The 15,853-nt window shown below is 52.7% G+C and carries 13 protein-coding genes; 5 read left to right on the top strand and 8 right to left on the bottom strand.

The genetic code is table 11. The features are described from left to right. Positions 1-175: 175 nt before the first annotated feature. The 5 genes from NPS47_RS02900 (at position 176) to NPS47_RS02880 (ending at position 6,704) form a co-directional block, all read left to right on the top strand. Positions 176-2,602 carry a hypothetical protein gene (locus NPS47_RS02900; protein WP_274293608.1) on the top strand — a complete coding sequence of 809 codons (2,427 nt, stop codon included), beginning with the start codon at positions 176-178 and terminating at the stop codon, positions 2,600-2,602. 207 nt (positions 2,603-2,809) lie between these two features. After that, complete coding sequence (gmd, locus tag NPS47_RS02895) at positions 2,810-3,895, top strand: GDP-mannose 4,6-dehydratase (RefSeq protein ID WP_274293607.1); 1,086 nt, start codon at positions 2,810-2,812, stop codon at positions 3,893-3,895. Positions 3,896-3,902: 7 nt separating this feature from the next. After that, complete coding sequence (locus NPS47_RS02890) at positions 3,903-4,838, top strand: GDP-L-fucose synthase family protein (protein ID WP_274293606.1); 936 nt, start codon at positions 3,903-3,905, stop codon at positions 4,836-4,838. Continuing rightward, positions 4,839-5,582 (top strand): glycosyltransferase family 2 protein, encoded by a 744-nt coding sequence (locus NPS47_RS02885; RefSeq protein WP_274293605.1) that lies wholly within the window; start codon positions 4,839-4,841, stop codon positions 5,580-5,582. Between the two features lie 12 nt (positions 5,583-5,594). Beyond that, the gene (locus NPS47_RS02880) at positions 5,595-6,704 is read left to right on the top strand and encodes a glycosyltransferase family 4 protein (RefSeq protein WP_274293604.1); all 1,110 of its coding nucleotides are present in this window, start codon (positions 5,595-5,597) and stop codon (positions 6,702-6,704) included. 128 nt (positions 6,705-6,832) lie between these two features. On the opposite strand, the gene NPS47_RS02875 is transcribed toward NPS47_RS02880, so the two are convergent. The 8 genes from NPS47_RS02875 to NPS47_RS02840 form a co-directional block, all read right to left on the bottom strand. Further along, positions 6,833-8,194, bottom strand: a complete 1,362-nt coding sequence (locus NPS47_RS02875) for a phosphomannomutase (protein WP_274293603.1) — start codon at positions 8,192-8,194, stop codon at positions 6,833-6,835. A gap of 129 nt (positions 8,195-8,323) precedes the next feature. Then, complete coding sequence (locus NPS47_RS02870; protein WP_274293602.1) at positions 8,324-9,766, bottom strand: mannose-1-phosphate guanylyltransferase/mannose-6-phosphate isomerase; 1,443 nt, start codon at positions 9,764-9,766, stop codon at positions 8,324-8,326. Then, a complete protein-coding gene (locus tag NPS47_RS02865; RefSeq protein WP_274293601.1) occupies positions 9,757-10,122 on the bottom strand; it encodes a hypothetical protein in 366 nt (121 codons plus the stop codon). Before NPS47_RS02865 ends, NPS47_RS02870 begins: the two co-directional genes overlap by 10 nt. Positions 10,123-10,303: 181 nt before the next feature. Next, positions 10,304-10,531, bottom strand: a complete 228-nt coding sequence (locus NPS47_RS02860; protein ID WP_274293600.1) for a lipopolysaccharide assembly protein LapA domain-containing protein — start codon at positions 10,529-10,531, stop codon at positions 10,304-10,306. A 23-nt stretch (positions 10,532-10,554) separates the two neighbouring features. Then, positions 10,555-10,851: an integration host factor subunit beta gene (gene ihfB / locus NPS47_RS02855; RefSeq protein ID WP_274293599.1), complete on the bottom strand. Its 297-nt coding sequence runs from the start codon at positions 10,849-10,851 to the stop codon at positions 10,555-10,557. Positions 10,852-11,112: 261 nt separating this feature from the next. Then, positions 11,113-12,789 carry a 30S ribosomal protein S1 gene (gene rpsA, locus NPS47_RS02850; RefSeq protein WP_045180061.1) on the bottom strand — a complete coding sequence of 559 codons (1,677 nt, stop codon included), beginning with the start codon at positions 12,787-12,789 and terminating at the stop codon, positions 11,113-11,115. A 125-nt stretch (positions 12,790-12,914) separates the two neighbouring features. Next, positions 12,915-13,601, bottom strand: coding sequence for a (d)CMP kinase (cmk, locus tag NPS47_RS02845; protein WP_274293598.1), 687 nt, complete (start codon positions 13,599-13,601; stop codon positions 12,915-12,917). Then, positions 13,598-15,805, bottom strand: coding sequence for a bifunctional prephenate dehydrogenase/3-phosphoshikimate 1-carboxyvinyltransferase (locus NPS47_RS02840; protein WP_274293718.1), 2,208 nt, complete (start codon positions 15,803-15,805; stop codon positions 13,598-13,600). The genes cmk and NPS47_RS02840 overlap by 4 nt, the downstream gene beginning before the upstream one ends. Between the last annotated feature and the right edge of the window lie 48 nt (positions 15,806-15,853).

Genomic DNA, 15,853 nt, shown 5'->3' with positions numbered 1-15,853 from the left:
GTACTACATGCGGGTGTTTTACGGCATTAACAGCACCCGCCTCGGCCAATGGAGATAGCCACTCATGAGTTTGAATGCATCTGAAGAATTCGCCAGTATTCATCCTCACGCTAGCCTTGAGTGATTCTTCAGCAAAAACTATGAACAGCAAATATTGAGTAAGGCACAACCGGGCATGACCTTAGACACCCCCAACAAAACGGTAATTACAGCATTAACCCTGATCATCGCCCCCTTAGTAATTGCCTACTTTGCAATGGGCCTTGATCATTCAGGAATCACCTCACCCTTTGTCTACGACAACCTAGACATTATCTGGCAGTTCAGTCTTACAAAAGTACTTAAAGAAACAGGCTGGATTCTCTCCATCCCTAATCTCGGCGCCCCTGAAGTTGCGAACTGGCACTATCACTCTGCCGCACAAACCAGCGCACTACATTCCATAATCATGTTGGCAATGAGCCCACTTTTCGATAGCGCCATTACCCTACAACAAACCTACTATATTTTAAATTTCCCACTGATAGCCATTACCACCTACTGGGCATGTCGGTTACTTTCGATATCTCGCATTCCTGCATTGAGTGCGGCATTACTTTTTGCCTTCTCCACCTATCGCTTCAATATCGTGATCTATTCATTCCTGTCAAATTACTTCACCATCCCCCTAGTGATGGTTTCAATAATCTGGATAGTTCAGGGTAAATTTGACCAAGCACTCACATCGAACCCCCTTTCCATCGCGATAAAGTCGCTATTCAAAAGCAAGTATTTCTTACTAGGCATTTTTTTTATCATCTTGGTTTCTTTGGCTGACGGCTATTATGCCTTCTTCTCTCTTCTGCTCTTTGGATGTGCCGGTGCGATTCGATTTGTCGTAGGCGGCTGGAAAAATCCGAAAACTCTTGTTCCTGTCATCATTTATATTGCAATACTAACGATCACCTCACTTCTCATCCAGCTACCACTGTATCAGTATAAAAAATCGCACCATGACGAATTCTTCCAGAACAACGTTGCTGACCCCACGCTGATCAAACACCCCTTTGAAGCCGAAGTTTATAGCAGTAGCCTTAAGCTGTTACTGAGCCCTAGCCCACAACACCATATTCCGGCGTTAGCTCATATCGGCAGCCGCATGCTTGAGACCACCAACGCTGCCAGAAGCATCCCTACATTTCCCACTGCGCCCCTTGGAATTGTCGGCTCGGCACTGTTGCTCCTGAGTTTCGCACTGCTCATTATTCCGCAGCTGCGTCGAACCTTGCTTTCCGGCAGCGACACAACCACACAACGCGACAAAAACTCCATAGACTTGGGTGACAGCCTGCTGGCGGTTGTTCTATTTGTATTTTTAACCAGTATTTCTGGCGGAATCGGGTCTTTGGTAGCACTCGTCTTCCCAACCATTCGCGCCTACGAACGATTCCCAATCTTCTTGGTCTTCGCGCTCTTGCTGATTGGCGCATTAATAGCAAGCCGAGCACTAAGGACTCAGCGGCATACCTCACTCGTGATCGCAGCACTGGTTGTCATCACTGCGGCGGGAGTCTACGATCAGATCCCGGCAAGCGCGGCCGTCAGGTCACCTGAGATCAGACCTCGCGTCGCAGCAGAGACCGCTTTCGTCAGCGAACTCGAGTCAAAGTTACCGAAAGCAGCAATGGTCTATCAGTACCCTTACTCTCAGTACCTGACAGACAATAAATACTATGGCTGGGGATCATTTTCCCACATCCGCCTTTACCTTTTTTCGCATAACATACACTGGAGCAATGGCGGCTCCAAAAATAGTCCTGCCGACGACTGGAATCAACGCATATCAAAGCTCCCCCTCAACGAGATGCTAAACGAAATTCGAGCAGTCGGGTTCAAAGCATTTGTTGTAGACAGAACCGTCATCAAAGGTAATGAGTACGGCGAACTTAAGAGCGCGCTACACCAACAACAAATTGACCTCATAGAGGATTCTTCTGGCCAGCTTGCTTATGCCCTGTTGCCCCAGAACAATCTTACAGTCAATTACTCAGAAAACTATAAATCCATTGACAGCCTAACAATTAACTCCAAACCTGCTACCAATAACAACTCATACCCTGAGTTGATAAATGCTGAACAACTTGAAAAATTCCTTTCAAAAAATAATGTAACCTTCCCTCTACGCATTGACCGAGCACAACACCCGGAAATTTTCGATGATTTGAACGCTGTACGCAAAGGCAGCGGCGATTTCGCGATAGTGCCTCAAACAGACCTCAAGGCCACCCTGTCGTGTTCTCTGCCCGATGAACAAAATAGCATCGCGCTGGATCTAACCAACGATGGCCCCTTCAGCCTGACCCTGGGTCAAGGCCCGTTTCCGATCAGCGTTGGAGTACACATCAAAAGCAAAGACGGCACAATGCTACTATGGGATTCAGGTTATCGTATCCCGACAAACTCGACCGTGAAGCCTGGCGAGAAAAAAAGGCTCGTTTTCGATCTAAAAAACTACTCCGCAGCTCGTCAATACCTAGGAGATCCTGCAAATTCATTGCAATTCGAGCTCGTACAGGATGGCAATGCCTGGTTCTCAAACGTCAGCTGTTCATCTTCCCTCTGATTGGGTAGTCGGAAGCGTTACAGAATACTGCTATACGGGCCTCCTAGATCGGAAGCTCGTCAGCACATATTGAGAATTCGGTTCCATTGAGGCAGTATAGAGAATTCTAGCTTTGGGTCTGATCCCGAGCATACTGATCGTGCGGAGTTATCCAACCCGCTTACGTAGCAAAGAAGATTTTTCGAACAAATACGTTAAGAGAAGCATATGAAAAAAGTTGCGCTTATTACTGGAGTAACAGGTCAAGACGGATCCTACCTGGCCGAGTTGCTTCTCGAAAAAGGCTATGAAGTGCACGGCATCAAGCGCCGTGCGTCTTCGTTCAACACGGACCGTATCGACCACCTTTACCAAGATCCGCACGAATCGGACCGTCGCCTGGTTCTGCACTATGGTGACATGACCGATTCGACCGGCCTGATCCGCGTCATCCAGCAAGTACAACCCGACGAAATCTATAACCTGGCTGCGCAGTCCCATGTCGCGGTCTCGTTTGAAGAGCCCGAGTACACCGCCAACTCCGACGCACTGGGCGCCCTGCGTATCCTCGAAGCGATCCGGATCTTGGGCCTTGAGAAGAAGACCCGGTTCTATCAGGCTTCGACTTCAGAACTGTATGGCTTGGTGCAGGAAATTCCACAAAAAGAAACTACTCCTTTCTACCCGCGCTCCCCGTATGCAGTAGCCAAGATGTACGCATATTGGATCACCGTCAACTACCGGGAAGCCTACGGCATCTATGCCTGCAACGGCATTCTCTTCAATCACGAAAGCCCGGTACGCGGTGAAACCTTCGTCACCCGCAAGATTACCCGGGCACTGGCCCGTATCAAACTGGGCCTACAGGATTGCCTGTACCTGGGCAACCTTGATGCATTGCGCGACTGGGGCCATGCGAAAGACTACGTCGAAATGCAGTGGCTGATGCTCCAACAAGAGAACCCAGAAGACTTCGTTATCGCTACCGGCAAACAGTACAGCGTTCGTGACTTCGTCAACGCAGCAGCGAAACACGCTGAAATCGACATCACGTGGAAAGGCGAAGGCGTGGATGAGAAGGGCTACGATGCTACTGGCAAATGCGTAGTTGCGGTGGACCCACGCTACTTCCGCCCAACCGAAGTGGAAACATTGCTGGGTGACCCAACGAAAGCGAAGCAAAAGCTGGGCTGGACACCTAAGATCAGCTTTGAGGAACTGGTCACCGAAATGATGACCGAAGATTTGAAGTCTGCGTCCCGTGATGAGCTGGTAAAAAAACACGGCTACTCTGTTTACGATTACCACGAGTAATAACTAGGTGGATAAACGCGCCAAAATATACATCGCAGGCCATGCCGGTATGGCTGGTTCTGCGATCCAGCGGCGGCTATCCGCCGCTGGATTCAGCAATCTCGTCACCCGCTCGCACGCTGAACTCGATCTAACCCAACAGGCTGCTGTCGATGCTTTTTTTGCAGCAGAAAAACCTGAGATCGTATTCCTGGCGGCCGGCAAGGTTGGCGGAATCAAAGCCAACAATAATTTTAGAGCTGAATTTATATATCAAAACTTGATGATTGAGGCGAACGTGATTCACAGCGCCTGGAAGCATGGAGTCCAAAGCCTCCTGTTTCTGGGCTCCAGTTGCATATATCCACGAGACTGCCCCCAACCGATTCACGAAGACTACCTGCTGACCGGGCCACTAGAGCAAACCAATGAGCCTTATGCGGTTGCCAAGATTCTGGGGGTAAAACTTTGCGAGAACTACCACCGCCAGTACGGCGCAAAATTCATATCCGTCATGCCCTCCAATCTCTATGGCCCTAACGACAGTTACGACCTAGAAAACTGTCATGTACTACCAGCACTGATTTGCAAAGCCCACGCAGCAAAGATCAGTGGTGCCGCGGAATTAGTTGTCTGGGGTTCGGGCAAGCCAAGGCGTGAATTCCTTTTCGTTGAGGATATGGCCGATGCTTGTTTACACCTGATGGAGTCCGAGATCGACAGCGGGCTATACAATGTGGGCATGGGAAGTGACCTGCCCATCAGCGAACTTGCCGAATTAGTCATGCAGGTTGTCGGCTACGAGGGTCGAATCGTATACGACCAGAGCCAGCCTGACGGCACACCTCGCAAACTACTCAATATCAATCGCCTCAAAAGCTTGGGATGGGCTGCTAAAACGCAGCTGCGCGAAGGTGTAGCTTTGACATACCAAGATTTTCTCAGCCGCCTGGATCGCCACTGAATGCCTCAACCGCTTGTTACGATTGCTGTACCCTCCTTCAACCAGGGACGTTATCTTGACGATGCCTTGAGGTCCATATTTGAGCAAAACGTTCCTGTCGAAGTATTCGTCTTGGATGGCGGCTCCACCGACAATTCGGTGGACATTATCCGCAAATGGGAACATAAGTTGGCCGGCTGGCGCAGCCATCGAGACGGCGGTCAAGCAGCCGCGATCAACGAAGGCATCCTTCAAGGCAAAGCGCCTTTTGTCTGCTGGTTAAATAGTGATGACTGGTTTGAACCCAACGGATTGAAGCAGCTGGTTTCTGCCATTGAAGCAGCACCACGGGCCCCAGCCGTCTACGGAAAATGCTGGAATTTCATCCAAAAGACCGGTAATCGCGAGCCTGTATGGGTCGAACCCTTCAGCGAACGTCGGCTCTCACTCCGCTGCATTATTTCGCAACCAGCCACTCTGATCCGAAGATCCGCCTGGGAAACCATTGGAGGAGTAGACGGATCTCTACACATGGCTATGGACTATGATCTTTGGTGGCGGCTGTTCAAAGTAGTAGGCCCACTCAAGCACCTCGACGCATTTGTTGCGGTCAATCGGGAACATGAGGAGACCAAAACAAAGACATTGCGTCGACGCCATTACAAGGAAGCCATGGCAGTGGTGCGCAAGCATCACGGTAGCGTTCCCCTGAAATGGTGGCTTTACCAACCCTACTCCGTCTGGTTTAAATCCATCTTCCCATAGCTGGAACTCACCATGCGCATTCTGCACTTCTTTAAAACCGCACTGCCAGACACAATGGGTGGCATCGAGCAAGTCATTCATCAAATTTCCCGGGGAGCACCACGCCTTGGCGTTACCTGTGAAGTACTTTCACTGTCAACCGCCCCCACACCCGCAACGATTACAATGGAAGGTTACAATGTTCACCGAGTGAAGCAAGACTTCAACATTGCCTCAACGGGATTTTCGTTACAGGCCATTTCGAAGTTTCGTGAACTCGCAAAGAACGCGGACATCATAAACTATCATTTTCCATGGCCATTCATGGATCTTGTACACTTTCTGACTCGCCCAGGCAAACCGTCAGTATTGTCCTATCATTCCGACATTGTCAACCAGAAAAATCTGTTAAAACTTTATAGTCCGATACAAAATAGATTTTTGAAAGCCGTGGATCGCATCATCGTATCATCCCCAAACTATCTAGACTCCAGCCCTGTACTACGTGAATTTAAACAGAAGGCAGAGATCATCCCTATAGGCCTCGATAAACAAAGCTACCCATCGACCAGCCCCGAATTGCTTGCCAAATGGAAAGCAGTTACAGGTCCGAAGTTTTTTCTGTTTATTGGTGTTCTAAGGTATTACAAAGGGCTGCATATACTTCTGGAAGCGCTACAGAACAACGATTTTCCGGTCGTTATTATTGGAAACGGCCCCAAAGAGCAAGAGCTTAAAGCACAAGCAATTAAACTTGGTTTGAAAAACGTGCTTTTCCTTGGACGCTTACCCGATGAAGACAAAGCGGCTTTGCTAACACTCTGCTATAGCGTTGTCTTCCCATCCCATTTGCGCTCGGAAGCGTTCGGAATAACCTTGCTTGAAGGTGCCATGTATGGCAAGCCCATGATCTCCTGTGAGATAGGCACAGGAACAACCTTCATCAATATAAACAATGAAACCGGTATTGCCGTTCCTCCTGCGAACGCACAAGCGCTCAGCACTGCAATGCGGACGCTCTGGAATAATCCAGAAACCGCTGCAAGCATGGGGAAAAGAGCGGAACAGCGCTACTGGCAATACTTCACAGCGGACAAAATGGTTCGATCTTACGTGGACGTTTATAAAGACATTCTGAAGTGACCACACGACTCAACTCAGACCCACTTGATCCAAGATCGACCTTAGTGCCACAAGCAAAAGGCGCTGCTGACTTGGAGTCTGCAGCGCCCTGAAAATGCGAATCTATATTAAACTTTGCAACTAGAGACTCAGGAGACAATCAATATCTCTAACTCTGCAACACGTTTGGCCAGCAACTCACTGTCCGAGCGCGTTTCAACATTGAGACGTAGGAGCGGCTCAGTATTCGAGGAGCGCAGATTGAATCGCCAGTCCGAGAACTCAAGGCTGACCCCATCCGTCTCATCAATAGCTGGGGACAGCTGGGAGTAAAAAGCCTTAATCTTTTCGATAGTTTGCGTGGCGTTTTCTACCTGGTAATTAATTTCCCCACTGCAAGGGTACGCGAGGATCCTTTCATCAACCAAATCCGCCAATCCTTTTTGGGTAGAGGATATCAGCGCGGCTACCAGCAACCATGGAATCATTCCACTGTCGCAATAGGCAAAGTCCCTGAAATAGTGGTGAGCACTCATCTCCCCCCCATACACCCCGTCTTCTTTGCGCATGCGCTCTTTGATGAAGGCATGCCCAGTCTTACTCTGGATCGAGATACCACCCGCGCGCTCGACCTGTTCGATGGTATTCCAGGTCAATCGAGGGTCATGAATGATCTTGCTACCAGGGTGCTGCTTGAGCAGCACTTCTGCCAAGAGCCCGACAAGATAATAGCCTTCAATAAAGCGGCCATTGGCGTCGAAAAAAAAGCATCGGTCAAAGTCACCATCCCATGCCAACCCGATATCACAACCGTTTGCTAACAACCCTTGTTGCGTCAGCGCACGGCTCTCAGGAAGCAACGGATTAGGTACGCCGTTAGGAAAGTTTCCATCAGGCTGGTCATTGATGAAAACCCATTGAAATGGGAGCCTGGATGCCAGTTCATGTAATACAGGGCCGGCAGCACCATTACCCGGGTCCGCGAGAATTTTAAGAGGCTTTAGTGTACTTACATCTATGTAGCTCATGAGGTGCTCAATGTAAGCAGTCTTGTCAAAAGACTCTTTCACACCACCGGAGGCGCCAATTTTTCTTCCCAAGTCGCCGTTTTCTACTCTGAGCCGTATTGCATCCAGCCCAGTATCACCGCTGATGGGGCGAGATTCAGCACGAACAAGCTTCATTCCGTTGTAGCCTTTGGGATTATGGCTAGCGGTTATCATTACTCCGCCATCTACTTTATAATGACTTGTCGCAAAGTAGACTTCCTCAGTTCCACATAAACCAATATCAATAACATCAGCACCCGCATCTGTGATACCACGGATAAGCGCTAACGCTAAAGACGGGCTCTCGAGCCTCATGTCTCGGCCAACGATATAAGATTTCCCATTCAGTTCAGCAACCAATGCCCGACCAATACGGTAAGCAATGTCTTCATTGAGCTGAGAGGGAACTTGGCCTCGAATGTCGTAGGCCTTGAAACATTGCGTCAGGATTGGTGGATACATGTTATTCACAAACTGAAAGATCCGTGCCTGTTTGGATACAATCAACGGAAGGATTGAACGTTTAAGGCCTGATATTGTTGGCGTGTGAACCTTGACTGTTATCAAGGCTCACATTTTTCTCAGTGTTTATTACTGATCAACTCGACCGTAGTTATCTTCGAAACGAACTATATCGTCTTCCCCTAGATAATCACCGCTCTGCACTTCGATCAGTACCAGGTCGATGACACCCGGATTCTGCAACCGATGCTTGTGACCCGCGCGGATGAAGGTCGACTCATTGGTATGGAGCATGAGTTCCTGTTGATCGTTAATCACAACTGCCGTACCGCTTACCACAATCCAGTGCTCACTACGATGGTGATGCATCTGCAGCGAGAGAGAAGCTTTGGGCTTGACCACAATGCGCTTGATCTTGAAGCGATCGCCGTTCTCCAATGTGGTGTAAGTCCCCCAGGGGCGGTGGACGGTTTGATGAAGCATGTGTGCAGTGTGGCCACTGGACTTCAGATGCTTGACTATGTGCTTCACATCCTGGGCGTGATCTTTATGAGCAATCAGCACAGCGTCCGGTGTATCGACAACAAGCAAATCCTCCACACCAACCAGAGCGGTCAGGCGATTTTCACTATTGACATAGTTGTTGCTTGAACCATGTGCGAAGACTTCACCTTCGAAACGATTACCTTGCGCATCGGGCTGAGTCAACTCACTAACAGCATTCCAGGAGCCTATGTCGCTCCAGCCGATGTTGCAGGGAATGGTGGCAACCTTTTTAGAGCGCTCCATCAAGGCGTAGTCAATGGAGATATCAGGTACATTACTGAATGACTCAGCGTCCAGCGCCAGGCAGCTGTAACCTACCGATGTCGTCCGACGGGACTTTTCGAGCGTTTGAGCAACCGCTTCGAGTACATCTGGCGCGTACTTTTTCAGCTCTTCAAGTACAGTCCCGACCCGGAAACAAAACATTCCGGCATTCCAGAAGTAGTTACCCGCTGCGACGTAAGTCTCTGCGGTCTTCAAATCTGGTTTCTCTACAAAACGCGCCACCTGAAGGCCGCCTTCGAGGTGATCTTCCTTGGCGGCTTCAATATAGCCAAACCCAGTTTCTGGGTATTGTGGCTGAACACCGAAGGTTACCAGCCATCCCTTGGATGCAAGGTTGACCGCTTTATTGACCGCAATGGAAAAAGCCTGCTCATCCTGAATCAAATGATCAGCTGCCAGCACCAGCATGTGCGCATCTGGACCGTGGCTTTCGGCTAACTGCAAAGCAGCAGCGGCGACTGCAGCTGCAGTGTTGCGACCGAAAGGTTCCAGAATATAACCTTGCGCATGCCCACTACCGTTGATCGCGCGATACTCGTCTTCCGTCTTGAACAGCAGCTCGCGATTGGTGACCGTAAGTATTTCCACAACGCCATCAAGTTTTGATGCGCGCAAGAAAGTCTTCTGAATGAGGTTCTGGCCATCGGGCAAAACCATGAAAGGCTTGGGATGAGCCTCACGAGATACCGGCCACAAGCGACTACCAACACCACCGGATAGAATTACCGGGATCAATTCCATATTTGAATCCTTAACGGCCGCTCGATGATGGTGAAATCAAAGAGCTGGCACCTGCCATACTTCTGATCACCCTTACACCAAAATGCTGCAAGGGCGTTTAGGTGAGTGTATTCAACGAGGCGCGACATAGCCAATCCATAGACTTCGGACGTCAGCGCAACCGCTAGAATATCAGAGAAATTTCGTCGAGGCTTGTGCTGACAAAAGCAGATCGGGCTGAGATTGATAGCACTTACCAACAGCACAAGGGTATAGATGCCAAGCGCCTCTAAAAACTCCTCTTGCCTTACAAACACTTCGAACGTTTTCACCTCATCCATAGGGAAAATGGACAAGTAAAACCGTGGCACCAGCACAACCCAATCTTTGAAATATTTGGTGTGCCTACGGCTTAAACGATGCGCTGAGATTCGAAGTACTCAGCAGCATCAGCTCCGCAACAGAGGACCACCTGCAAGGCACCATTCCTTCGCTGAAATCTGACGATGAAATTCGAAAATAGTCGATGCCTGAGGACCTTCTAGCTCCCCTCATGGCCTACCTGATCTGACGCCGCCTCTTTGCCACTAGCAACGCCAGGATCGGCCCTACCGCCAACCCCACCAGCAATGCCACCAATACTAACACCGAAACCGGAAGCTGAGGCAAAGACCACCCCAGGAACACCAACGCTACGGGCTGCTGGTTCTCCAGAACAAAAAAAAGAACCCCGAGAACGATCACGAGGAAAAACAGGACAAACAATAACCGCTTTAAATTCCGCACAACCCACTCCTGTCACAGGGCCATCAAGCGTTGTGTTCTTCGTCTTCATTCACCCGATCCCGCAACTCCTTACCCGGCTTGAAATGCGGCACGAACTTGCCATCGAGACTGACCGACTGCCCCGTCTTCGGGTTACGCCCCACTCGCGGCGCACGGTAGTGCAAGGAAAAACTGCCAAAACCACGGATCTCAATACGATCCCCAGTCGCCAGGCACTGAGACATCTGTTCAAGCATGGTCTTGATGGCCAGCTCGACATCCTTGGATGAGAGCAGCCCTTGATGGGTGACAATACGTTCGATCAGCTCCGACTTCGTCATACTTTTCCCTTCTTTATCAAGCAGCTAGATCATTGCTTCATTGTTTTTAGCATGACCTGAGAGTTTTGAACAGGGCGGTTATTGACTTAATCGAGGATTCTTGTTTCACCCTCCCTACGGGGAAATCATGGCACTTGGCCGGTAATTTTGCCAAAGCCAGCCAGCACAAGGGTTACAGCGACAAACGGGGCCTGGTACAGAGGTAAATCGCAGGCATAAAAAAGGGCGACCGAAGTCGCCCTTTTTTGATCCAAGCAGAACTTAGTTCTGTTTGGCCATTGCCTGACGCAGCAGCGCGGCCATGGTGGTATCAGCAGCTTCCGGAGCAGTTTCTTTCAGGCTCTGGATAGCTTCTTTCTCTTCAGCGTCGTCTTTCGACTTGATGGAGAGGCTGATGACACGGCTCTTACGGTCAACGCTGATGATCTTGGCTTCGATCTCTTCGCCTTCCTTCAGGACGTTACGCGCGTCTTCAACGCGGTCACGGCTGATTTCGGAAGCTTTCAGAGTGGCTTCGATGTCGTCGGCCAGGGTGATGATAGCGCCCTTGGCGTCAACTTCTTTAACGGTACCTTTGACGATAGCGCCTTTGTCGTTGACAGCAACGTAGTTGGAGAACGGATCGTCTTCCAGTTGCTTGATGCCCAGGGAGATACGCTCACGCTCTGGATCTACGGACAGGATCACGGTGTCCAGCTCGTCGCCCTTCTTGAAGCGACGTACGGCTTCTTCGCCTACTTCGTTCCAGGAGATGTCGGACAGGTGAACCAGACCGTCGATGCCGCCGTCCAGACCAATGAAGATACCGAAATCGGTGATCGACTTGATGGTGCCGGAGATCTTGTCGCCCTTGTTGAACTGGCCAGAGAAGTCTTCCCATGGGTTGGACTTGCACTGTTTGATGCCCAGGGAGATACGACGACGCTCTTCGTCGATGTCCAGAACCATGACTTCCACTTCGTCGCCGACTTGTACGACTTTCGAAGGGTGGATGTTCTTGTTGGTCCAGTCCATTTCGGAAACGTGTACCAGGCCTTCCACGCCTTCTTCCAGCTCTGCGAAGCAGCCGTAGTCGGTCAGGTTGGTAACACGCGCCATGACGCGGGTGCTTTCTGGGTAACGAGCTTTGATAGCAACCCATGGGTCTTCACCCAGTTGCTTCAGGCCCAGGGATACACGGTTACGCTCGCGATCGTACTTCAGAACCTTGACATCGATCTCGTCGCCAACGTTGACGATTTCCGATGGGTGCTTGATACGCTTCCAGGCCATGTCGGTGATGTGCAGCAAGCCATCAACGCCGCCCAGGTCAACGAATGCGCCGTAGTCGGTGAGGTTCTTGACGATACCTTTGACCTGCTGGCCTTCCTGCAGCGATTCCAGCAGAGCTTCGCGCTCGGCGCTGTTTTCGGCTTCCAGGACGCTGCGACGGGAAACGACAACGTTGTTGCGCTTCTGGTCCAGCTTGATGACCTTGAATTCCAGCTCTTTGCCTTCCAGGTGGGTGGTGTCGCGCACTGGGCGGACATCAACCAGGGAGCCCGGCAGGAACGCACGGATACCGTTAACGTCGACAGTGAAGCCGCCTTTAACCTTACCGTTGATAACGCCCTTGACCACTTCTTCGGCGGCGAAAGCTGCTTCCAGAACAATCCAGCACTCGGCGCGCTTGGCTTTTTCACGGGACAGTTTGGTTTCGCCAAAGCCGTCTTCGACCGCGTCCAGCGCAACGTGAACTTCGTCACCGACCTTGATGGTCAGCTCGCCAGCTTCGTTGTAGAACTGCTCGAGCGGGATGACGCCCTCGGACTTCAGGCCAGCGTGTACGGTAACCCAGTCGCCGTCGATGTCGACAACGATACCGGTGATGATCGCACCCGGCTGAAGATTGAGGGTTTTCAGGCTTTCTTCAAAGAGTTCTGCAAAGCTTTCGCTCATTTTAATTCCTGTAAATAAGGGCGAAACATACGCCCATCAGCCACATTCCAGACAATGTGGGTTTCGTTCATATAAAGGAAAGCCGACAGGACGTTGACTGGTGCCCCTGCCTGCCTCCCTGGTCATCAGGCGATATCGCGCAGGGCGAGCTCGCTCTTGATGCGTTGCAACACCTGCTCGATGGACAACTCCGTGGAATCCAGCTGAATCGCATCGGCCGCCGGTTTAAGCGGGGCCACTGCGCGCTGGGTGTCGCGCTCATCACGCGCACGAATCTCATCTAGCAGACTCGACAGACTAACATCTTCGCCTTTCGCCTTCAACTGCAAGTAACGGCGACGGGCCCGCTCCTCGGCGCTGGCGGTCAGAAAAATCTTCAAAGGTGCGTCAGGGAACACCACCGTGCCCATGTCGCGACCGTCGGCAATCAGCCCCGGCGCTTCCTGAAACGCCCGCTGACGTTGCAACAATGCGTCACGCACTGCGGGTAGCGAAGCAACCATGGAGGCCCCGGCACCTACGGTTTCGGTACGGATGACATTACTGACATCCTCACCTTCAAGAATAGTCTGTTGCAGCTTGCCCGACTCAGCGGCGATGAACTGCACATCCAGGTGCGCTGCCAGCTTGACCAGCAGCTCTTCGTTGGTCAGGTCAACGCCGTGATTGCTGGCAGCGAAGGCCAGCAGGCGATAGAGCGCGCCCGAATCCAGTAGCTTCCAGCCCAGTTCACGGGCCAAAATGCCAGCAACAGTGCCTTTACCCGAACCGCTTGGACCGTCGATGGTGATGACCGGTGCATTCACGTTCACGACTTGCCCTCTTCTGCAACGCGAATCCCGACTTCAGCGCACAGGGCGAGGAAGTTCGGGAAAGAAGTAGCAACGTTGGCACAGTCATGAATGCGGATCGGGGCGGAGGCGCGCAGCGAAGCGACGCTGAATGCCATGGCAATGCGATGGTCGCCATGCCCGTGCACTTCACCACCACCGATCGGGCCGCCGTCGATGATGATGCCGTCCGGGGTCGGCTCGCACTTCACACCGAGGGTCAGCAGGCCATCGGCCATGACCTGGATACGGTCGGACTCCTTGACCCGCAGCTCTTCGGCGCCACGCAGTACGGTGCGGCCTTCGGCACAGGCCGCGGCGACGAACAGTACCGGGAACTCGTCGATAGCCAGTGGCACCAGATGCTCAGGGATCTCGATACCCTTGAGCTTGGCGCCACGCACGCGCAGATCCGCTACCGGCTCACCACCCACTTCACGCTGATTTTCCAGGGTGATGTCGCCACCCATCAGCTTGAGGATATCAATCACGCCGGTACGGGTCGGGTTGATGCCGACGTGCTCGAGCACCAGCTCCGAACCTTCAGCAATCGAGGCGGCGACGAGGAAGAACGCCGCCGAGGAGATGTCGGCCGGCACTTCGATATGGGTCGCGGTCAGCTTGCCGCCGGATTCCAGCGAGGCAGTCGGGCCGTCAACGTTAACGCTGTAGCCGAAACCACGCAGCATGCGCTCGGTGTGGTCACGGGTTGGCGCAGGCTCGGTCACCGTGGTCTTGCCTTCGGCATACAGGCCCGCCAGCAGCAGACAGGATTTCACCTGGGCACTGGCCATCGGCAGGGTGTAAGTCAGCGCCTTGAGCGTGTGGCCACCGCGAATGGTCATCGGCGGACGACCTTCGGTGGCCGTCTCGATCACCGCGCCCATTTCCCGCAACGGGTTGGCGACACGGTTCATCGGCCGCTTGGACAGCGAGGCGTCACCAGTCAGCACGGTGTCGAACGGCTGCGCCGCGAGCAAACCGGACAACAGGCGCATCGAGGTACCGGAGTTACCCAGGTAGATCGGGCCCGGTGGCGGCTGCAGGCCATTGAGGCCGACGCCGTGAATGGTCACGCGGCCATGGTGCGGGCCTTCGATGACCACACCCATGTCGCGGAAGGCCTGCAGGGTTGCCAGCGCGTCTTCACCCTCAAGGAAGCCTTCGACTTCAGTGGTGCCTTCGGCCAGGGAACCCAGCATGATCGAGCGATGGGAAATCGATTTGTCGCCTGGTACGCGAATTCGGCCAGACAGTTGGCCACCAGGATTTGCCAGGAAAATCAGGTCGTTGGAGTTCATAGCGTCCACATAGGCCCGGCGGGCCAGGATTTTACTGAAATGCTCGCGGGCAACCCGGGCGCGCGTGAAGACGCCCAGCAATTGATGCCCATCCCCTGCATCGACCGCGTCGCGCAAGGCGTCGAGGTCGCTGCGAAATGTATCGAGTGTGCGCAGAACAGCTTCGCGGTTGGCGAGAAATATGTCGTGCCACATGACCGGGTCGCTTCCGGCGATTCTTGTGAAATCGCGGAAACCTCCGGCAGCGTAACGGAAGATATCCAGGTTTTCATTGCGCTTGGCCAGGGAGTCGACCAGACCAAAGGCCAGCAGATGCGGCAGGTGGCTGGTCGCCGCCAGAACTTCGTCATGGCGTTCGACCTGCATGTGCTCGACATCGGCCTCCAGCGCACGCCAGAGCCGATCGACCAGCGCCAGGGCCTCTGGAGCGGTTTCAGCCAAGGGCGTGAGAATCACTTTATGGCGGCGGAACAGGGCAGCATTGGAGGCCTCTACCCCGCTCTGCTCGGAGCCGGCAATCGGATGCCCGGGCACGAAGTACGCCAGCTGTTCGGCAAACGCCTCACGCGCCGCGCGCACGACATTACCCTTGGCACTGCCGACATCCGTCAGCACCGCACGCCCGAGGTCCAGTTGCGCCAGGCGCGCCAGGAGCTTCTCCATGGCCAGGATCGGTACGGCCAGCTGAATGACATCAGCGCCTACGCAGGCAGCGGCCAGGTCTTCTTCGCAGCGGTCGACCACCCCCAGCTCCACCGCCAGCTTGCGCGACTGCGGATCCAGATCAACGCCGACCACCTCGCGGCACAGGCCGCTTTCACGCAAGCCCTTGGCGAACGAGCCGCCAATGAGCCCGAGACCGACCACTACCAGGCGGCCGATCAGCGGCTCGACCTTGTTTACCACGACTTCAACCACGGAGCAGGACCCTAT

This window comes from Pseudomonas putida (assembly GCF_028682475.1).
GTDB classification, from domain to species: Bacteria; Pseudomonadota; Gammaproteobacteria; order Pseudomonadales; family Pseudomonadaceae; genus Aquipseudomonas; species Aquipseudomonas putida_AG.
Note: the sequence above shows the minus strand (reverse complement) of the source record. Positions and strands in the feature narration are given on the sequence as shown.